An 18,393-nucleotide genomic window follows, 5' to 3' on the forward strand; every position below is an offset into this window, starting at 1 on the left:
AGCCTTTCTCAGAGCCCCTTCAACGATGCCTCAATAGATCGGGAAGCGCGCGGTGAGCGCCTTGACCTTGGCGGTGACCGCCTGCTCGATCGCGGCATTGCCTTCCTCGCCATGGGCTGCGAGCCCGTCGAGCACCTCGGCGATCAACTCGCCGACCTGCTTGAACTCGGCGATGCCGAAGCCGCGCGAGGTCGCCGCCGGGGTGCCCAGGCGGATGCCCGAGGTGGTCATCGGCTTCTCGGGATCGAAGGGGATGCCGTTCTTGTTGCAGGTGATATGGGCGCGGCCGAGCGCGGCCTCCGCCGCCTTGCCGGTGAGCTTCTTCGAGCGCAGGTCGACCAGCATCAGGTGATTGTCGGTGCCGCCGGTGACGAGGTCGAAGCCCTTGGACTTCAGCGTCTCGGCCAGCGCCTTGGCATTGGCGACAACGGCATGGGCGTAGGTCTTGAATTCCGGCTGCAGCGCCTCGTGGAAGGAGACCGCCTTGGCCGCGATGACATGCATCAGCGGGCCGCCCTGGATACCCGGGAAGATCGCCGAATTGACCTTCTTCGCGATCGCCTCGTCATTGGTCAGGATCATGCCGCCGCGCGGGCCGCGCAGGGTCTTGTGCGTCGTGGTGGTGACGACATGGGCGTGCGGGAACGGCGAGGGATGCGCGCCGCCGGCGACGAGCCCGGCGAAATGGGCGATGTCGACCATGAACCAGGCGCCGACCTTGTCGGCGATCTCGCGGAAGCGGGCGAAGTCCCAGTGACGGGCATAGGCCGAGCCACCGGCGACGATGACCTTCGGCTTGTGCTCTACGGCGAGGCGCTCCATCGCGTCGTAGTCGATCATCTGGTCGACGACGCAGACGCCGTAGGAGACGACGTTGAACCACTTGCCGGACTGGTTGACCGGCGCGCCATGGGTCAGGTGCCCGCCGGCGGCGAGGTCGAGGCCCATGAAGGTGTCGCCCGGCTGCATCAGGGCCATGAAGACGCCCTGGTTGGCCTGCGAGCCGGAATTCGGCTGGACATTGGCATAGGTGCAGCCGAAGAGCCGGGTGGCGCGCTCGATCGCGAGCTTCTCGGCGATGTCGACGAACTGGCAGCCGCCGTAATAGCGGCGGCCCGGATAACCCTCGGCATATTTGTTGGTCATCACCGAGCCCTGCGCCTCGAGCACGGCGCGGGAGACGATGTTCTCGGAGGCGATCAGCTCGATCTCGTCGCGCTGGCGACCGAGCTCCAGGTCGATCGCGCGGGCGATCTCGGGATCGGCATCGTGCAGCGAGGCGCCGAAGAAGGAGTTCGAGAGGTGCTTGTCCAGCGCGGCGTCGGTCATGTCCGGCTCCTGAAGTTCGACGGCCGGCGGGCGCCCGGCTTCGTCGCGGCTCCCCTACCATGCAGCGGGGGGCTGTCCAAGCGATAGATGGCGCCGCGGACAGGCTGCATCGCCGCAGCGGTCAATCACCTCGCGGCCGCCGCCTCGGCAGCAGATTCTTCTCTTTTTCCGGACGGGACGGCGTATCCGAACGGGACGGCGGATAGGCGAGCGGCCGGCGCGAAGCCGTGCGCAGCAGCGCCCGGAAGGTCGGGCATTCCAGATGAGTCGGCGCCCGGCAATCCGCGACATGACGGAGCGCGTCGCGCAACGTCCGCAAGCCGATCATCTGCCGCTGCAGGTCGTCGGCCCGCGCCCGCAACTGCTCGCGCGGGATATTCGGCTGCCCGTCCGCACCGAACATCGCGGCAATCTCGTCCAGCGAGAAGCCCGCGGTCTTGCCGAGCCCGATCAGCGACAACCGGAGCAGCACATCGGGATCGTATTGCCGCCGCAGGCCACGCCGCACCTCCGAGCGGATGAGGCCGATCTCTTCGTAATAGCGCAGGGCCGAGGCCGGAACGCCCGAGCGCTCGGCGACCTCTCCGATATCCAGCAACAACATGTTGACCTCAAGTCGACTTGAATTCGTAGGCTCTGCTGAACGGATCAATTCGGCAAGAGGAAAAATCATGGAAAGCCTTGTTTCGATAAGGGAAAGACCGATCTGGCAGGACCCGCGCGCGGTCGCGCTTCTGCTGGCGGCATCGCTCACGACGATGGCGAACGCGACGATCAGTCCGGCATTGCCGGGCCTCGAGCGGCTGTTCGCCGACGACCCCAACGCCGCGCTGCTGACGCGGCTGCTGGTACCGGCGCCCTCGCTCAGCGTCGCGCTGTTCGCGCCGCTGGCCGGCATCGCCGCCGACCGGATCGGACGGCGCGCGATGCTGCTCGCGGGCGTCGTCCTGTTCGTGATCGCGGGCTGTGCCGGGCTCGTCCTGCCCGATCTGCCGTCGATCTTCGCCAGCCGCCTCGTTCTCGGCATCGCCGTCGCGCTGATCATGACGGCGCAGACCGCGTTGATCGGCGACTATTTCACCGGGGACGATCGCAACGCGCTGACCGGCCTGCAGATCTCGGCACGGAATTTCGGCGGGCTCGTCTTCATCTCGCTGGCCGGCTGGGCCGCGACCCTGTCTCCGCGCCTGTCGTTCGCGATCTACGGGCTGGCGGGCGCGTTCCTGCCCTTGATGTGGCTGGCGATCGTCGAGCCGCCGCGCATCGCGGCCGCGCCGGGCGCCACGTCGATCAGCGGCGATGACGGGCATCCGTCCTGGCGCGGCCTGCTTGCCGCGCTCGTCCTGCTGCAAGGCGTGACGAACATGATCTTCTTCCTGATGCCGACGCAGATCTCGTTCTTCCTGGAGACGCGAGGCTACGAGAGCGCGGTGATGACGGGAACGGTCCTCGGCCTGCTCATGATCTCGGGCGGCGGCTGCGCCCTGCTCTATCGGCGCGCCCAGCGGGCGATCGGCTCCACGGGCATCTTCGCCGCCGGCTATGCCGCCATGGCGCTGGGTTTCCTGCTGCTGGCCGGCATGGCATCGACGCCGGCGCTGCTGATCGCGGCACTGCTGATCGGGGCCGGTTATGCGCTGGTCTCGCCGGGCTTCGTCGTCATGGCGCTCGATCTCGCACCCGCACGATCCCGCGGCCTGGCCGGAGGCATCCTGACCGCCTCGATCTTCATCGGCCAGTTCTGCTCGCCGCTGGCCAGCATGCCGCTGATCGCCGCCTTCGGCTACGGGGCGCTGTTCGGCGGCACGGCCGGGCTGCTCGTGCTCATGGCACTGATCGCCGGCGCCGCGGCGCTCCTCTACCCGAAGGCCTGACCGACCACCCGATATCCGCGTGTCAAAACACGGTCGGCGTGCTCCCAGGCCTCGCAGGAGGGAGATGGATCGGCGGAGCCGCCCAAGACATCGGCCGGCTCCGCCACAATGGTTAACAGATTATGGCTTGCAGCTTGCTGCGCATGACCCAGCGCAACACTGGATGCCTCCCGATGACACAGAACGCCCCAAAACGGAACGCGAGTCCTGTTCCAGATTCGACTCCGGCGATCTCCAGCCAGTTCAAGAGGGTCTTCCTCGGCGGAGCGAGCGTCTTCGTGCTGTCGATGCCGTTGCTGGGCCAGGAGGCTGCCGCAACCGAAACCTGGACGGTGACCCGGCAGTACTATCCGGGCGGCTCCACGAGCGTCCACCGCTGGTCCCCGGACGGTTACACCAACGTCTCTCGCCTCAACAATCCGGCGCCCGGGAACAATTGCCCCGTTCCGGCCTTCGAAGTCATCAATCCCGGCCCCGGGGAAGCGCGCTGCGTCGGCTATGTCGCACCGTCCTGGCTGACCCGATGAGAGAGACCGTGCCGACCAGCCTCGCACCGCGAGCGACTGGTGGTTCGGCACGGCCATACCCTTGATATTGCTCCGGATTGCTTCGGGGCCGGGCTCGCCCTTCGTTTCGCTGCAATCGCGAACGCCGGCGCGCTCCTGCGGCGCGAGATGCCGCGCGGCAAAGCGGAACGCCTGCTTCGTCCGTGGGGCGTCGGCTTCCACGTGGCAGTTTAGAATCTCGAAAAACTCACGACCTCCTGTCTTTTCGTCAAGCCCGTCAGTCGAGCTTGCCCTCCGACCAGAATCCTCAGCTGATTTCGCTTTTCCGGATAGACGATTATCACGCCTGTCCAGCTTCTCCATTTCGTCACTTCACTCGGCAGACACGAAGCGCTTGTCGTTTCTCTCCCGATGCCCGAAGGTAGCTCGGCGATTGCTAGAAGGAGGTTAGGCATGCGCGTTCTCATCACCGTGATCACCTTTGCCACGGCCGGCTATTCGATGATTTCAGCAGCAGAGGCGGCCTGCACCGGGACAAATGGCAGAGGCTGGGGCAGAGGCAATGGCGCCGGGCAGTTCGAGATGAGCTCGGCGGACAGGAACTGCAGGATCAGCTTCCCCGGCGTGATCAACGAATCTGCGGGAACGCGCTTCCCGGCCACGCAGGTCACCGTCACCCGCTCTCCCGGCTCGGGGAAGCTTTCCGTGACGAAGCAGGGCCTGATCTATACGCCCGGCAAGGGCTTCAAGGGTTCCGACACATTCTGCACCACCAACACCACGCCGAAGGCGCCCGGCATGACCCTGGGCGGCTGCGTGACGGTCACCGTGCGATAGAACCGGCGAAACAACGGCCCAAAGAAAAACCCGCCGGACAGCCGGCGGGTTCGAAAGCAACGCCAGGGCGGCGCGGCGTCAGATGTCCTGATCGCCCTGCAGCGCGGCAACGGGCGCAGGTCCCAGACCGTCCTTGTTATAGATGTCATCGCGGAACTGCACGCCGCCATCGGGCGTCGCCCAGGCGGTGATATAAACCCAGTAGCAGGCGACCGGATCGGCGATGCGGGCGTTGACGCGCTGGCCCGACTGGATCGTCTCGTCGATCTTGGCGCGATCCCAGCCAGGCGTGTTCTTCAGCAGCCAGGCGACATAGTCGCGCACGTTCTGGACGCGCATGCAGCCCGAGGAGACAAAGCGGTAATCGTCGCCGAAGATGCCCTTCGACGGGGTGTCGTGCATGTAGACGCCGTGCGGGCTGGGGATGTTGATGCGCACGAAGCCGAGCGAGTTGAAATCGCCGCCGGGATCCTGCCGGAAGGTGTAGCGGGTCGCCTCGTCGGAGTTCCAGTTGACGCTGGCCGGCGAGATCTCGCCGCCATTCGGCGAGATGATGCGGATCTTGTTCTCGGTGAGGTAGGTCGGCTCCTTGCGCATCTTCGGGATCAGATCCTTGCGGATGATCGAGGCCGGAACCGTCCAGGTCGGGTTGAAATTGACCTCGGGAATCCTGGTCTGGAGCAAGGGCGACTGGCGGTCGATCTTGCCGACGCCGGCCGCATGGCGGGTCGCGACATGACCGTTCTCGACGGTCTCGACCATCGCGGCGGGGATGTTCGCGACGACATAGCGCCCGCCGAGATTGCCCGACCAGGTGCGCAACCGGACGACATTGGTCTCGAGCTGGCGGATGCGATGGTCGATCGGCACATTGAGGGCGGCGACCGTGGCCCGGTTGATCGACCCGGTGGTGGAAAGGCCGACGCGCGACTGGAAGCGGCGCACACCCGCCTCGACATAGGAATCGTAGATGCTGCTTTCGCCGGCGGCGGGGTCGAGGTCGCCGGTGACGATCAGGCGGCGGCGCAGGGCCACCACGCCCGGCCCCTTGGCACCCACGCCCATACGATCGGGCAACTGAACCTGCGGCCAGCCGCCGCGCGCCGCGAGATCGCGATAGGCCACGATCGCCTGCTCGGTCGCCTGCAGGGCCTCGGGCGACAGCATCGGCGTCGAGGAGCGCAGAACGGCGTTGCGGGCGCCGGCATCGTAACGCTGGCGCCACTCGGCCTGCTGGGCGAGCGCCGGTGCGGCGGCAGCCGTCGCGGCGCCCGACAACAGGGCCAGCACGGTTTCGCGGCGGGTCAGGCTCAACTGCGACATCTCTTCCCTCTTCAAGACTTCACGCAAGCACGCTGGTCATACGAAAACGCCGCCGGAGCGGGCGACGCCATGACGTGATGGACAGGCTTCAGGCCGCCGACGGTGTCCTAGCACAGTTAACGAGGCGTGATGACAGAGGCGAATTTAGGGCATGGCCCGCTTTTGCCACGGGCATGGCAGCAAAAGCACAGTTTCTCCTGCGCCGCCTGGACGCGCCAACGCGACCGGGACGTGATCCCGGTCGCGTTCAGGCAGGCGGTTTCGATGCGGACGCCGAAAATCGGCTGTTTTCTCAGAGCTTGTAGCGGATCTGGTCGGTCCAGAAGCGCTCCAGGCGCAGAAGGGCATTGTTCATCCGTTCGAAGTCGTCGGCCGCGATGCCGCCGATCTGCTCGACCGTGCGGACATGCTTGTCGTAGACGCCCTTCACGATATCGTGCACGGCGGAGCCCTTCTCGGTCAGGCTGATGCGGACCGAGCGGCGGTCGATGCGCGAGCGGGCATGGTGGAGATAGCCGAGCTCGACCAGCTTCTTGACGTTGTAGGAGACGTTCGAGCCGAGATAGTAGCCGCGGGTGCGCAGCTCGCTGGCCGACAGCTCGGCATCGCCGATATTGTAGAGCAACAGGGCCTGCACGCTGTTGACGTCGTCCCGGCCGCGGCGCTCGAACTCGTCCTTGATGACGTCGAGCAGACGGCGATGCAGCCGCTCCACCAGCGTGAGGGACTCAAGATAAAGAGGCTTCACGTTGAGTTCTGCATCGCTCGTCTTGGCAACATCAGAAGTCTTGACGCTCGCTTTCATGGTATATCCCGCCTGTTGTGTGTCGGCCGGGATTTGTCTCCCGGTCCGCTTCTGAAAAACACCATAAGCCAGAGCGGATGAAAACGAGTTTAAATATCAGGATGAATCAGGGATTTACCCCTTTGGGTGAATCCTAAGTGAAGCCAGAAACGCTTAAGCTAAAGCGATTCTTACCATGACTCGGCGCAATCGAAGGGCCGAGCGCCCCAATCGTCATTGCGAACCCGCACTGTCATCCCGTGCGCGGTGCAGCGCGCAGCGGTGCGCCGCAGACACGGGACCGCGTGACGAGAAGGCGCCTTTTCCGGAGCACGGTCCCGTGTCTGCGCAGCAGCGTTTCACGCTGCGGCGCGCACGGGATGACAGGCGTCTTTTCAGGATGGCGGTCCCGCGTCTGCCGGCGCGCCGCCAGCTACTCCGCCTCGTTCTCGGCCGCCCAGGTCGCCAGGAAGTAGACGGCGATCAACCCGATATAGAGCCCGACGAGCCAGGCCGTCATCGGCACGAAGCGCGGGAAGAAGAAGCCCAGCAGCATCTGGCTGATCGCGGCGAGCAGCCAGAGCACGCCGCCCCAGGTCGAAGTCAGCCAGAGGCCGACCGCGGCGACGAGATCGATCACCGCGAAATAGACGACGATCGCCTGATAGCTGAGCAGGCGGTTCTCGAAGGGCGGCTGCGGATTGCCCGGCAGGCCGAAGATGACCATCCACGCGGTCAGGCCCTTGGCGAGCCAGAAGGCCGAAAGCAGGCGCAGGAACCAGACGAGCACGAGCCGCCAGCGGTTCGCCGGCTTGCCCTCGGCCTCGCCGGCGCGGGTGCCACGCAGCGCATCGCCATCTCCACCCAGCCCCAAGCTCAGCCCTCCAGCTTCAGTTCATCGGCGCCGAGCGAGGCGAAATAGGCATCGATATCGGTCTGCTCGACCTCGTCGAGCGTCGCGGGCCGCCAGCGCGGCGCCTGGTCCTTGTCGATCACCACGGCGCGCACGCCTTCGTAGAAATCATGGCCGCGCGCGATGCGCGAGACGATGCGGTACTCGGTGCGCATCGCCTCGGCGAAATCGAGCCCGGCTCCACGCCGCATCTGCTCGAAGGCGATGGCGACGCTGGTCGGCGACTTCACCGCAATGGTCTGCAGCAGCTTGCCGGCGAAGGCGTCGCCCTTGTCGGCAGCCCGGCGCAGGCCCGCGACCACGTCCGGCAAGGTCGGCGCGGCGAAGACCTCGGCCATCATGGCCTTTTCGGCGTGCAGGGGGCCTGGCCCGCGCTGGAGCGTGAAGCCGGCGAGAATATCGTCGAGGGAACCGGGCTTGGTCAGCGCGTCGGCGAGTTCCTCCATCCGCTCGCTCGGCACGCCATGGGTTGCGAGGCCTGCTGCCAGCGCATCGGCCGCGCCGACTCGCTCGCCAGTCAGCGCGAGAAAGCTGCCGAAACCGCCTTCCAGGCGCGGCAGGGCATAGGTCGCGCCGACATCGGGGAAGAAGCCGATGCCGACCTCCGGCATGGCGAAGAGATAGCGATCCCCCGCGATGCGGTGGCTGCCATGCAAGGAGATGCCGACGCCGCCGCCCATGACGATGCCGTCGATCAGCGCGACATAGGGCTTCGGATAGGTCTTGATGCGGTGGTTGAGGATGTATTCCTCGCCCCAGAAGGCGAGCATCTCGTCATGGCGGCCGGCCTTGCCGCAATCATGCAGCCAGCGGATATCGCCGCCGGCCGAGAACGCCTTCTCGCTCGTGCTGACGACGACGACGCGGGTGACCTGCGGGTCGTTTTCCCAGGCGTCGAGCGCGCGGGCGAGCTCGCGGACCATGCCGAGGCTCAGCGCGTTCAGCGCCTTCGGCCGGTTGAGCACGACGACGCCGGCTGCGCCGCGAATCTCGCAGATGATCTCGCGATCGTCAGTCATGGTCCGATCCTGCCTCCGTGGGCAGCGGTTCTGGAAGGCGAGGCATGGCTTGTCAACGCGAGCGATGGCTAAAGCCGTCGTGCAATGGTCTGCGACAATCTTGCGACGATCCTCCTGTTTTGGAATCGTTCCGATGTGATAAGGAAGCTATCGGCCGGCTTCGCCCGCATGACGACAGCCGCCCATACCGTTCATTGCTCGAGGCAATCGCCATGGAATCCCCGGTCGTGCGGCCTTTCCCTGCTCCGAAATCCCGCCATGACGAAGCGCCCTCGCTCGGTCTGACGCGCCGCATGCGCCGCAACCGCAAGGCGGAATGGTCGCGCCGGCTGGTGCGGGAATCAGCGCTGACGACCGACGACCTGATCTGGCCGATCTTCCTGATGGATTCGAGCGAGGCCAGTTTGCCGGTGGAGTGGATGCCCGGCGTCGACCGTCTCAATATCGACGAGGCCGTGCGCCGGGCAGCCGAGGCCGCAGCGCTCGGCATCCCCGCCATTGCGCCCTTCCCCTATGTCGACAAGGCGCTGCGCGATCCGACCGGCTCGGAGGCGCTCAACGCCAACAACCTGATGTGCCGCGCCGTGCGCGCAATCAAGCGCGAGGTGCCGCAGATCGGCATCATCTGCGACGCCGCGCTCGATCCCTATACCTCGCATGGCCATGACGGCGTGATGGAGGGCGAGCGCGTCCTCAACGACGCCAGCGTGCAGATCCTCGCCGGGCAGGCGCTGGCGCTCGCCGATGCCGGGGCCGACATCATCGCGCCCTCCGACATGATGGACGGGCGCGTCGGTGCGATCCGGACGGCGCTCGACGGCGAGGGCCACGAGGACGTGCAGATCATGGCCTATGCGGCGAAATATGCCTCGGCCTTCTACGGACCGTTCCGCGACGCGATCGGCACCAATGCCACGCTCGTCGGCGACAAGCGCACCTATCAGATGGACCCGGCCAATTCGGACGAGGCGATCGCCGAGGTGATGCTCGACCTCGAAGAGGGCGCCGACATGGTGATGATCAAGCCAGGCCTGCCCTATCTCGACGTGGTGGCGCGGGTGAAGGACCATTTCCGCGTGCCGACCTTCGCCTACCAGGTCTCCGGCGAGTACGCGATGATCATGGCGGCCGCGAACAACGGCTGGCTCGACGGCGACAAGGCGATGCTGGAAAGCCTGCTCGCCTTCAAGCGCGCCGGCGCCGATGGCGTGCTCACCTATTTCGCCCCGCGCGTGGCGAAGAAGCTGAAGGCCGGCGCGTAAGGGAAGCGTGTCATCCCGCACGCGCTGCGGCATGCAATGCCGCTGCGCAGAGGCGGGATCGTGCCCCGGAAAGGGCGCCTCTTTCTGCGCACGGTCCCGTGTCTGCGGAGCATCGCTTCGCGCACGGGATGACACTGCCGGTCGGGCCGCGCTACCGTCGTGCCCGCATGCGCCCGCTCCTCCTGTCGATTCTGGCCGCCGTCACGCTCGCCCTCGCGGGCTGCGGCTTCGATTTCGACACCGACCAGATGCGGCTCTGCCGGCAAGCGATCCCGCCGCTCAATCCGCCGAACGCCCGCATCGAGATCGAGCGGACCACCAGGGGGCCGGTCCCGCGGGCCCTGCGGCTGTTCTATCGCGTCCAGCTCGGCGACGGGCTTTCACGCCACCGCACGATCGACTGCCTCTTCGCCAACGAAGGCAGCGGGCCGAGCCGGGGGGCGCTCGTCGGCATCGCCGCGGACGGGCGGCCGATGGCCGATGCCAGCTTCTACCTGCTGCGGCGCTTCTACCTGGAGGACCGGGCCTCGCCGCCTCCGGACCCGGCGGAACCTAGAGCCGAGAGCCTGCCGGCGATTCCGACCAGCCTCGCCTATGGCCTGCAGCAGGGCCTGAGCGCCCTGCCCTCGGCCGCGATCTACGCCATGCTCGCGGCGGCCTATGCTCTCGTCTACGGGCTCACCGGGCGGATCATCCTGAGCTTCGGCGAATTCGCGGCGCTGGGCGCGCTTTCCTCCGTCGTCGGGGTCGCGCTGCTGCTCTCGCTCGCGGTGTCGACGCCGCTCTCCGGGCTTGCCGTCGCCTTCGCCGTCGCCATCGCCGTCTGCGCCCTGCACGGCTTCGCCATGGGCCGGTTCGTGCTGCGCCATCTCGAGCGCGGCACGGGCCAGCAGATGCTGATCGCCACGATCGGGCTCGCCATAGCACTCTCCGAATATCTTCGTCTGGCGCAGGGGCCAGAGCTGCGCTGGCTGCCGCCGGTGTTCAACACGCCGGTCCCGCTGGCGCATGCCGGAAACTTCGTGGTCACGCTGAACCCGCTCGCGCTGGCGCTGGCGGCGATCGGCCTCGGCGCGACGCTCGGCGTCGTCCTGCTGATCCGCCGCTCGGCCTATGGCCGGGCCTGGCGGGCCGTGTCCGACGACGCCAAGACCGCCGCGCTGTTCGGCGTCGATGCGCGCGCGGTCCATGACGTCGCCGTCATCATCGCCTGCGCCTGCTGCGGCATCGCCGGCGTCATCGTCACCGCGATCTATGGCGGGATGGGCTTCTCCGGCGGCTTCTCGCTCGGCCTGAAAGCGCTCGTCGCGGCGATCCTCGGCGGCATCGGCTCGGTCAGCGGGGCGGCGCTCGGCGGGCTCTGCATCGCGATCTTCGAAGCCGTCTGGTCGGCGACGCTGCCGATCGAGCAGCGCGACCTTGCCGTCTATTCGCTGCTCGCCATCGTGCTGATCTGGCGCCCCGGCGGCTTTTTCGGCGACGGCGAATTGACGCCACGCCGCGTGTGAGGCCCTGTTCTCCACCCGCGTCGACCGGAATCGAGACCCGAGCATGAGCGAAAGCTTCGCGATCAGCCCCGAGGATATCGACGCGGCCGCCGGGCGGATCGCGGGCCATGTGCTGCGCACGCCCCTGGTGCCGGCCCCGCGCCTCTCGGAACTGACCGGCGCGACCGTGCTGGTGAAGCACGAGAACATGCAGGCGACCGCCTCCTTCAAGGAGCGCGGGGCGGTCAACAAGCTGCTCTCGCTGAGCGAAGCCGAGCGGGAACGCGGCGTCATCGCGATGTCGGCGGGCAACCACGCCCAGGCCGTCGCCTATCACGCAAGGCGCTTCGACATTCCCGCAACGATCGTGATGCCCGAGCCGACGCCGCTGGTGAAGGTCGAGAATACCCGCGCCCACGGCGCCCACGTCGTGCTCCATGGCGAGACACTCTCCGAAGCCAGCCAGAAGGCGCATGAAATCGCCGGAGCCGAACAGCTCACCTTCGTCCACCCTTACGACGATGCTGCGGTGATGGCCGGGCAAGGCACGCTGGCGCGCGAGATGCTGGCGGATGCGCCCGATCTCGACACGCTGATCATCCCGCTCGGCGGCGGGGGCCTGATGGCCGGCAACGCCGTCGCGGCGAAGGCGATCAAGCCGGGCATCGAACTGATCGGCGTCGAAGCCGGGCTCTACCCCTCCTTCTTCAATGCCGTGCACCGGCAGGACAAGCCGGTCGGCGGGCCGACGCTCGCCGAGGGCATCGCGGTCAAGACCGTCGGGCACCTGACGCTGCCGGTCATCTCCGCCCTCGTCGGCGACATCGTGCTGGTCGGCGAGGATCTGATCGAGCGCGCGGTCAACGCTTATGCCAGTCTTCAGCACAGTCTTGCGGAGGGCGCCGGCGCGACCGGGCTCGCCGCGATGCTCAAGGAACCGGAGCGCTATGCCGGCCGCAAGGTCGGGCTCGTGCTCAGCGGCGGCAATATCGATACGCGCCTGCTCGCCGCGATCATGGTGCGCGAACTGGAGCGGGACGACCGCATCGTCGCCTTCCGCCTGAGCACCAGCGACAGGCCGGGCCTGCTCGGCCGGATCGCCAGCCTGCTCGGCGAGGAAGGCGCCAATATACTCGAGGTCAGCCATGGCCGACTCTTCCTCGATGTGCCCGCCAAGGGCGTCACGCTCGACGTCACCGTGGAGACGCGCGGGGCGGCGCATTCGCGCGCGATCGAGGATGCGCTGGCCAGGAACGGCTTCGCACCGCGGCGGATTCTGCCGCGCGGTCTTGCGGAACCGGCCCGCTGATCAAACATTATAGCTCGTTGTTGCATCGGCTGCCCCGAAAACCGGTTCCCACTTTTCGGGCCGATGCATCGCCGCCGCATCCCGCGGCAGATGGAGGATCGACGTCCCGATGAGCGACACCCGTTATGGTCAGCCGCCGGTCACGGCGCTGGAGCCGCGTCCCTACCAGAACGTCAGCGGCGTTCTCGGCTCGCGACTGTTCGCCTGGTTCATCGACATCGTCGTGCTGTTCTTCCTAGGCTGGCTGGTCGTGTTCCTGCTGGGCGTGCTCGGCATCGTGACTTTCGGCGCGACCTGGCTGCTGATCCCGATCGCGACCGTCGCGACCGCGCTGGGCTATGCCGCGTTGACGATCGGCGGGCGCAGGCAATCGACCTGGGGCATGCGCGTCGCCGGCCTGAGGGTGGAGACCGCCAGCGGCGGGCGCCCCGACGGTTTGGCTGCGGCCGTGCATGCGCTGCTGTTCTACGTCGCGGCCGGTACCTTCCTGCTGTGGCTCGTCGATGTCGCCTGCGGCTTCGCCCGCGAGGACCGGCGCATGGGCCACGACCTGCTCACCGGACTGGTGATCGTTCGCGCCTGACCGGTTGAGCCAGGTCAAAAGACCGCGAATCCCGTCCCGATCGGTCGCGCCGCGCTTGTTGCCGGTGCGGCTGATGGTACATTCAGAGTCGGAAGCTTCCGGGGAGCCAGCCGACGTGACGCGCCCATTGCGGGATGCTCCGCAATTCTACCTGACATCTCCAACCACGTGTCCCTATCTGCCCGGGCGCGAGGAGCGGAAGGTATTCACGCATCTCGTCGGCTCGCGGGCGCGCGAACTCAACGACGTGCTTTCGCAAGGCGGCTTCCGGCGCTCGCAGAGCATCGCCTATCGCCCGGCCTGCGAGATCTGCCGCGCCTGCGTCTCGGTCCGCGTCTGCGTCGACGATTTCCGGATGTCGCGCGGCTTCCGACGGGTACTCGCCCGCAACAGCGACCTGATCGGCGAGGCCCTGCCGCCGCGTCCGCGCTCGGAGCATTATTCCCTGTTTCGCTCCTATCTCGACGAGCGCCACCCCGATGGCGGCATGGCGACGATGTCGGCGCTCGATTTCGCGATGATGGTCGAGGACACCCATGTCGAGACCAGCCTGATCGAGTATCGCCGCCGCGGCCCCGATTCCGGCTTCACCGGGCGGGGCGAAGGCGATCTCTTCGGGATGGCCCTGACCGATACGCTCGGCGACGGGCTCTCCATGGTCTATTCGGTCTATGATCCCGGGCTGGAGCTGCGCTCGCTCGGCACCTTCATGGTGCTCGACCATATCGCTCGGGCGCGCCGCCTCGGCCTGCCTTACGTCTATCTCGGCTACTGGGTCGATGGCTCGCCGAAGATGGCCTACAAGTCGCGCTTCCTGCCGCAGGAACGCCTGATGCCGCAGGGCTGGGAGCGGGTGGATCACAACGATTCAACCGATTGAAACGCATCAGCGACGCGCGGAAAACGCGCTTGCGGCGCCGTCCGCCTCCCGACACTGTAGCGCCAGCGGCCATGGCGGCAGAGCCACGAGACAGGGCCGCGGCGGAGGAACGATGAGCCAGGAACTGACCGACAGGCTGGAGCGCTGCTATACCGGCATCATCCACGACACGATGCGGGCGATGGGCCTGAAGGATTTCGTCCTGCCGCCGGAGCTGCGCCCGCTCCTGCCCGGCCAGAAGCTTGCCGGCCCCGCTTTCACCGTCGAGGGCAAGACCGGAGAGTTCGATGCGCATGAGACGCTGCTCGGCTGGACCGGCCTGCTCTCCGCCGCCAAGCCCGGCCATGTCTGGGTTTGCCAGCCGAACACCAACGAGATCGCGCTGATGGGCGAGCTCTCGGCCGAGACGCTGAAGAACAAGGGCGTGCGCGGCTGCGTCATCGACGGGCTGTCGCGCGATACCGAATTCATGGTCGAGATGGGCTTCCAGGCCTATTTCAAGGCCTATACGCCCCGCGACATCGTCGGCGCCTGGCTGCCCAAGGCGGTCGACGAGCCGATCAAGATCGGCGAGGTCTGGATCCGGCCGGGCGACTATATCCTCGCCGACCGCGACGGCGTCGTCCGCATTCCCGCCGAGATCATCGAGGACGTGCTCGACAAGTCGGAGACCGCGATCTCGGCCGAGAACAAGGTCCGCACCGCGATTCTCGCCGGCACCGATCCGCAGCAGGCGTACCTGCAGTACGGCAAGTTCTGAAAGAGTTGCAGTCCTCATCCTGAGGAGCCGCGCAGCGGCGTCTCGAAGGATGATCCAGATGGTTCGGAGCCTCCTGAAGCATCCTTCGAGACGCCATTCCCAAGGGAATGGCTCCTCAGGATGAGGGCTCCGCTTCAAGAGGGGCCGATGCCATGACCCACGATCCGCGCCTCATCCTGCTCGATCCGCGCGACAACGTCCTCGTCGCGCGGGTTCGGCTGAAAGCCGGCGAGACGGTCGAGACCGGCGCCGGTCCGGCCACGCTCGATCGCGATATCGCGCTCGCCCACAAGGTGGCGCGGCGCGCCATCGCGGCCGGCGAGAAGATCCTGAAATACGGCGCGCCGATCGGCGTCGCGACCGAGGCGATCGCGCCGGCCGCGCATGTCCATGTCCACAACATGCGCAGCGACTACACGCCGACCTATCATCTCGAAGACGAACGCAGGGCAGGAGCCTGGGCATGAGCACGATGCGCGGCTATCTCCGGTCCGACGGGCGCAAGGGCATCCGCAACACCGTCGCGGTCGCCTATCTCGTCGAATGTGCCCACCATGTCGCACGCGAGATCGCCCTGCCCTGGCGCGAGGAAGGCGTCCACGCCATCGGCTTTCCCGGCTGCTACCCGAACCCCTATGCCGAGCGGATGATGGAGCAGCTCTGCACCCATCCCAATGTCGGCGCCGTGCTGCTGGTCTCGCTCGGCTGCGAGAGCTTCAACAAATACGCGCTGGAGCGGGCGGTGCGCGCCAGCGGCCGGCCGGTGAAGACGATCATCATCCAGGGTACCGGCGGCACCCGCGCCTCGATCCGCGAGGGCCGCGCCTGGGTCGAGGAACAGCGCGCCCTGCTCGACGCGCAGGAGACCGTGCCGATGGCGGTCTCCGAGCTCGTGGTCGGCACGGTCTGCGGCGGCTCGGACGGCACTTCCGGCATCACCGGCAATCCGGCGGCCGGACGGGCCTTCGACCAGCTCATCGCGGAGGGCGCCGCCTGCATCTTCGAGGAGACCGGCGAACTGATCGGCTGCGAGCATATCATGGCTGCCCGCGCGATCACGCCCGAACTCGGCGCCGAGCTCGAGAAGTCCGTGGCCAAGGCGGCGCGCTACTACGCGACGCTGGGCTACGGCTCCTTCGCCGCGGGCAATGCAGAGGGCGGGCTCTCGACCATCGAGGAGAAGTCGATGGGCGCCTATGCCAAATCCGGGGCCTCGCCGATCTCCGGCCTGATCAAGCCAGGCGACGTGCCGCCGCATGGCGGGCTCTACCTGCTCGACGTCGTGCCGGACGGCGAAGTCCGCTTCGGCTTCCCCAATATCAACGACAATGCCGAGATCGCGGAATTGATCGCCTGCGGCGCGCATTGCGTGCTGTTCGTGACCGGCCGGGGCTCCGTCGTCGGCTCGGCGATCTCGCCGGTGGTGAAGATCTGCGCCAACCCCGAGACCTATCGCCGGATGTCCGAGGATATGGATATCGATGCCGGGCGTATCCTCGAAGGCCGCGCCGGGCTCGACGAGGTCGGCACCGAAATCCGCGACCTTGTCGTCTCGCTCGGTCAGGGCGGGCGGACGAAGTCCGAGGAGCTCGGCCATCAGGAATTCATCCTGACCTACAAGAGCTTCGAGCCGCTCGGCCCGGCCTGCCTGCCGGCATAGGCAAGGCCGCGTCACGAAGCCCGCTTCCGCTGATCGGGCGGATTGGCTAAGCCTTCGTTCCATGACGGGAGCGACAGGACGGACAAGCTGGCGGAGGAGCGCGATCGCGCTCGTCGCCGTCTATGTCCTCGTCCTGCAGACGACGCTGGTCGCGCTCGCCGCCGGATTGTCGGCGCAGCCGTCGCCCGGCCTGCCGCATCCGCTCTGCGCGCCCGGCCAGACGGCGCCGGCCGATCCCGCGCCGGATAATGGCGGCGCGAGACTGCCCGATTGCTGCGCGACCTTGTGCCTGTCGGCGGCGATCGCGCTGCCGCCGGCATCGCCCGCGACGGTCTTCGTCGCGCGCGAACCTGCCCGGTCCTTTGCCCGCAACCTGCCGGCGGAGCAGGTCTCGTCTCCATCCGCGTCGGGTTCTCCGCTCGGTGCCCGCGCTCCGCCTGTCCCGGTCTGAAGCCTCTCTCCATTTCAGCTCAGACCAGGATTCATCCATGACAACCGTCACAACGGCAGCGGCCGCGCCCGAACGCGCGGGCCGACCTGCCGCATCGCTCTATCGCGCCGTCTGGCGCTGGCACTTCTATGCCGGACTGATCACCCTGCCCTTCCTCATCCTGCTGGCCGTGACCGGCGGGCTCTACCTGTTCCGGGCCGAGATCGACGGCCTGATCCATCGCGACGTCAAACGGGTCGAGGCCCGCATGACCGGCGAGCGGCCGCCCAGCGAGATCGTCGCCCAGGCCGTGAAAGGCTTCCCCGGCCAGGCGGTGAAATACATCCCGCCTGATAGCGCGACCGCTTCCGCAGAGGTCACGATCCGCGACGCCGCAGGCACGCGGATGGTGATCTATGTCGATCCCTACGATGCCCGCGTGCTCGGCCAGATCCCGGACAAGGGCACGGTGATGTGGGTGATCCGGCAGATTCACAGCCTCGCCTATTTCGGGCCGGTCGCAAACGGCGCGATCGAGATCGCCGGCGGCTGGGCGATCCTGCTCGTGCTCACCGGGCTTTATCTATGGTGGCCGCGCAAGCAGAGCGGCGGCGTGGTCACGGTCAGGGGCAAGCCGCGGCAGCGCGTGTTCTGGCGCGATCTCCATGCGGTGACGGGGCTCGTCGCCGGCGGCTTCATCCTGTTTTTGGCGATCACCGGCATGCCGTGGTCGGTTCTGTGCGGCGCCAAGGTCAATCAATGGGCCAACGGCCATAATTTCGGCTACCCGGCCGGGGTTCGCGTCGCCGTGCCGATGTCGGACGAACATCTCGCGCATGTCGCGCCGACGACATGGTCGCTGGAGCAGGCGAAGCTGCCGGAATCCCATGCCAGGGACGGGGCGCCGATCGGCCTCGACGCCGCTGTCGCGACCTTCGACCGGCTGGGCCTGACGCGCGGCTACGCCGTCAATCTCCCGAGCGGTCCGAGCGGCGTCTATACCGGCTCGGTCTATCCGAAGGACATGGCGCTGCAGCGCGTCATCCATCTCGACCAGTATAGCGGCAAGCCCCTGATCGACATGAGCTATGCCGATTACGGCCCGCTCGGCAAAGCGCTGGAATGGGGCATCAATGTCCATATGGGGCAGGAATTCGGCTTGGCGAACCAGTTGGTAATGCTCGCCGCCTGCCTCGCGATCGTGCTGCTCTGCATCTCGGCACTGGTGATGTGGTGGAAGCGCCGCCCGCAAGGGTCGATCGGCGTGCCGCCATTGCCGCGCGAGAAGACGACGCTGAGGGTCGTGGTCGCGCTGCTCGCCATCGGCGGGCTCGTCTTCCCATTGGTCGGGCTCTCGCTCGTCGTCATGGTGGCGATCGACGGGTTGCTGGTAAGAAAATTGCAACCTATGAGTGTATAAATCAGAGAGCCTGCCTC

At 67.0% G+C, this 18,393-nt stretch carries 19 protein-coding genes; 13 read left to right on the forward strand and 6 right to left on the reverse strand.

The window, feature by feature from the left end; translation table 11 throughout:
- Window positions 1–30: 30 nt before the first annotated feature.
- Window positions 31–1,329 (reverse strand): serine hydroxymethyltransferase, encoded by a 1,299-nt coding sequence (glyA, locus tag OCUBac02_RS16040; protein WP_173046984.1) that lies wholly within the window; start codon window positions 1,327–1,329, stop codon window positions 31–33.
- A 121-nt stretch (window positions 1,330–1,450) separates the two neighbouring features.
- A complete protein-coding gene (locus OCUBac02_RS16045; protein ID WP_465247727.1) occupies window positions 1,451–2,083 on the reverse strand; it encodes a helix-turn-helix domain-containing protein in 633 nt (210 codons plus the stop codon).
- Between the two features lie 4 nt (window positions 2,084–2,087).
- Between OCUBac02_RS16045 and OCUBac02_RS16050 the strand changes: the two genes are divergently transcribed.
- The 3 genes from OCUBac02_RS16050 (at window position 2,088) to OCUBac02_RS16060 (ending at window position 4,546) form a co-directional block, all read left to right on the forward strand.
- Window positions 2,088–3,203, forward strand: a complete 1,116-nt coding sequence (locus tag OCUBac02_RS16050; RefSeq protein ID WP_244638957.1) for an MFS transporter — start codon at window positions 2,088–2,090, stop codon at window positions 3,201–3,203.
- A 173-nt stretch (window positions 3,204–3,376) separates the two neighbouring features.
- On the forward strand, window positions 3,377–3,730 hold the full coding sequence (locus tag OCUBac02_RS16055) for a hypothetical protein (RefSeq protein WP_173046987.1): 354 nt from the start codon (window positions 3,377–3,379) through the stop codon (window positions 3,728–3,730).
- 432 nt (window positions 3,731–4,162) lie between these two features.
- The gene (locus OCUBac02_RS16060) at window positions 4,163–4,546 is read left to right on the forward strand and encodes a hypothetical protein (protein WP_173046989.1); all 384 of its coding nucleotides are present in this window, start codon (window positions 4,163–4,165) and stop codon (window positions 4,544–4,546) included.
- Between the two features lie 78 nt (window positions 4,547–4,624).
- Here OCUBac02_RS16060 and OCUBac02_RS16065 read toward each other — a convergent pair whose 3' ends face one another.
- From OCUBac02_RS16065 to OCUBac02_RS16080, 4 genes are all read right to left on the reverse strand, one after another.
- Window positions 4,625–5,869, reverse strand: coding sequence for a L,D-transpeptidase family protein (locus OCUBac02_RS16065; protein ID WP_173046991.1), 1,245 nt, complete (start codon window positions 5,867–5,869; stop codon window positions 4,625–4,627).
- 292 nt (window positions 5,870–6,161) lie between these two features.
- Window positions 6,162–6,674, reverse strand: a complete 513-nt coding sequence (gene ldtR / locus OCUBac02_RS16070; protein ID WP_047582442.1) for a transcriptional regulator LdtR — start codon at window positions 6,672–6,674, stop codon at window positions 6,162–6,164.
- Between the two features lie 412 nt (window positions 6,675–7,086).
- Window positions 7,087–7,527 (reverse strand): DUF6163 family protein, encoded by a 441-nt coding sequence (locus OCUBac02_RS16075; RefSeq protein ID WP_052232612.1) that lies wholly within the window; start codon window positions 7,525–7,527, stop codon window positions 7,087–7,089.
- 2 nt (window positions 7,528–7,529) lie between these two features.
- Window positions 7,530–8,585 (reverse strand): enoyl-CoA hydratase/isomerase family protein, encoded by a 1,056-nt coding sequence (locus OCUBac02_RS16080; RefSeq protein WP_173046993.1) that lies wholly within the window; start codon window positions 8,583–8,585, stop codon window positions 7,530–7,532.
- A gap of 212 nt (window positions 8,586–8,797) precedes the next feature.
- Between OCUBac02_RS16080 and hemB the strand changes: the two genes are divergently transcribed.
- The 10 genes from hemB to OCUBac02_RS16130 all read left to right on the forward strand — a co-directional run bounded on the left by hemB (window position 8,798) and on the right by OCUBac02_RS16130 (window position 18,376).
- Window positions 8,798–9,847, forward strand: coding sequence for a porphobilinogen synthase (hemB, locus tag OCUBac02_RS16085; RefSeq protein ID WP_173046995.1), 1,050 nt, complete (start codon window positions 8,798–8,800; stop codon window positions 9,845–9,847).
- Between the two features lie 128 nt (window positions 9,848–9,975).
- The gene (locus OCUBac02_RS16090; protein ID WP_173046997.1) at window positions 9,976–11,355 is read left to right on the forward strand and encodes a branched-chain amino acid ABC transporter permease; all 1,380 of its coding nucleotides are present in this window, start codon (window positions 9,976–9,978) and stop codon (window positions 11,353–11,355) included.
- Window positions 11,356–11,398: 43 nt separating this feature from the next.
- On the forward strand, window positions 11,399–12,643 hold the full coding sequence (locus tag OCUBac02_RS16095; RefSeq protein WP_173046999.1) for a threonine ammonia-lyase: 1,245 nt from the start codon (window positions 11,399–11,401) through the stop codon (window positions 12,641–12,643).
- 109 nt (window positions 12,644–12,752) lie between these two features.
- Window positions 12,753–13,226 carry an RDD family protein gene (locus OCUBac02_RS16100; RefSeq protein WP_173047001.1) on the forward strand — a complete coding sequence of 158 codons (474 nt, stop codon included), beginning with the start codon at window positions 12,753–12,755 and terminating at the stop codon, window positions 13,224–13,226.
- Between the two features lie 115 nt (window positions 13,227–13,341).
- Window positions 13,342–14,106 carry an arginyltransferase gene (locus tag OCUBac02_RS16105; RefSeq protein ID WP_173047003.1) on the forward strand — a complete coding sequence of 255 codons (765 nt, stop codon included), beginning with the start codon at window positions 13,342–13,344 and terminating at the stop codon, window positions 14,104–14,106.
- A gap of 112 nt (window positions 14,107–14,218) precedes the next feature.
- The gene (locus OCUBac02_RS16110; RefSeq protein WP_047581914.1) at window positions 14,219–14,866 is read left to right on the forward strand and encodes an RraA family protein; all 648 of its coding nucleotides are present in this window, start codon (window positions 14,219–14,221) and stop codon (window positions 14,864–14,866) included.
- Between the two features lie 152 nt (window positions 14,867–15,018).
- Window positions 15,019–15,333 (forward strand): UxaA family hydrolase, encoded by a 315-nt coding sequence (locus tag OCUBac02_RS16115; protein ID WP_173047005.1) that lies wholly within the window; start codon window positions 15,019–15,021, stop codon window positions 15,331–15,333.
- Window positions 15,330–16,526 (forward strand): UxaA family hydrolase, encoded by a 1,197-nt coding sequence (locus tag OCUBac02_RS16120; RefSeq protein ID WP_244638958.1) that lies wholly within the window; start codon window positions 15,330–15,332, stop codon window positions 16,524–16,526. The genes OCUBac02_RS16115 and OCUBac02_RS16120 overlap by 4 nt, the downstream gene beginning before the upstream one ends.
- A 61-nt stretch (window positions 16,527–16,587) precedes the next feature.
- Window positions 16,588–16,977 (forward strand): hypothetical protein, encoded by a 390-nt coding sequence (locus OCUBac02_RS16125; protein WP_173047007.1) that lies wholly within the window; start codon window positions 16,588–16,590, stop codon window positions 16,975–16,977.
- Window positions 16,978–17,014: 37 nt separating this feature from the next.
- The gene (locus tag OCUBac02_RS16130; protein WP_173047009.1) at window positions 17,015–18,376 is read left to right on the forward strand and encodes a PepSY-associated TM helix domain-containing protein; all 1,362 of its coding nucleotides are present in this window, start codon (window positions 17,015–17,017) and stop codon (window positions 18,374–18,376) included.
- Window positions 18,377–18,393 lie beyond the last annotated feature (17 nt).

Origin of the sequence: Bosea sp. ANAM02, assembly GCF_011764485.1 — a bacterium.
Lineage (GTDB): Bacteria > Pseudomonadota > Alphaproteobacteria > Rhizobiales > Beijerinckiaceae > Allobosea.

What these genes read in the sequence shown, in the direction of transcription:
- glyA (WP_173046984.1), bottom strand. Translation starts at nt 1,329, where the DNA reads ATGACCGACGCCGCGCTGGACAAGCACCTCTCGAACTCCTTCTTCGGC.
- OCUBac02_RS16050 (WP_244638957.1), top strand. Translation starts at nt 2,088, where the DNA reads ATGGCGAACGCGACGATCAGTCCGGCATTGCCGGGCCTCGAGCGGCTG.
- OCUBac02_RS16055 (WP_173046987.1), top strand. Translation starts at nt 3,377, where the DNA reads ATGACACAGAACGCCCCAAAACGGAACGCGAGTCCTGTTCCAGATTCG.
- OCUBac02_RS16060 (WP_173046989.1), top strand. Translation starts at nt 4,163, where the DNA reads ATGCGCGTTCTCATCACCGTGATCACCTTTGCCACGGCCGGCTATTCG.
- OCUBac02_RS16065 (WP_173046991.1), bottom strand. Translation starts at nt 5,869, where the DNA reads ATGTCGCAGTTGAGCCTGACCCGCCGCGAAACCGTGCTGGCCCTGTTG.
- ldtR (WP_047582442.1), bottom strand. Translation starts at nt 6,674, where the DNA reads ATGAAAGCGAGCGTCAAGACTTCTGATGTTGCCAAGACGAGCGATGCA.
- OCUBac02_RS16080 (WP_173046993.1), bottom strand. Translation starts at nt 8,585, where the DNA reads ATGACTGACGATCGCGAGATCATCTGCGAGATTCGCGGCGCAGCCGGC.
- hemB (WP_173046995.1), top strand. Translation starts at nt 8,798, where the DNA reads ATGGAATCCCCGGTCGTGCGGCCTTTCCCTGCTCCGAAATCCCGCCAT.
- OCUBac02_RS16090 (WP_173046997.1), top strand. Translation starts at nt 9,976, where the DNA reads ATGACACTGCCGGTCGGGCCGCGCTACCGTCGTGCCCGCATGCGCCCG.
- OCUBac02_RS16095 (WP_173046999.1), top strand. Translation starts at nt 11,399, where the DNA reads ATGAGCGAAAGCTTCGCGATCAGCCCCGAGGATATCGACGCGGCCGCC.
- OCUBac02_RS16100 (WP_173047001.1), top strand. Translation starts at nt 12,753, where the DNA reads ATGAGCGACACCCGTTATGGTCAGCCGCCGGTCACGGCGCTGGAGCCG.
- OCUBac02_RS16110 (WP_047581914.1), top strand. Translation starts at nt 14,219, where the DNA reads ATGAGCCAGGAACTGACCGACAGGCTGGAGCGCTGCTATACCGGCATC.
- OCUBac02_RS16115 (WP_173047005.1), top strand. Translation starts at nt 15,019, where the DNA reads ATGACCCACGATCCGCGCCTCATCCTGCTCGATCCGCGCGACAACGTC.
- OCUBac02_RS16120 (WP_244638958.1), top strand. Translation starts at nt 15,330, where the DNA reads ATGAGCACGATGCGCGGCTATCTCCGGTCCGACGGGCGCAAGGGCATC.
- OCUBac02_RS16125 (WP_173047007.1), top strand. Translation starts at nt 16,588, where the DNA reads ATGACGGGAGCGACAGGACGGACAAGCTGGCGGAGGAGCGCGATCGCG.
- OCUBac02_RS16130 (WP_173047009.1), top strand. Translation starts at nt 17,015, where the DNA reads ATGACAACCGTCACAACGGCAGCGGCCGCGCCCGAACGCGCGGGCCGA.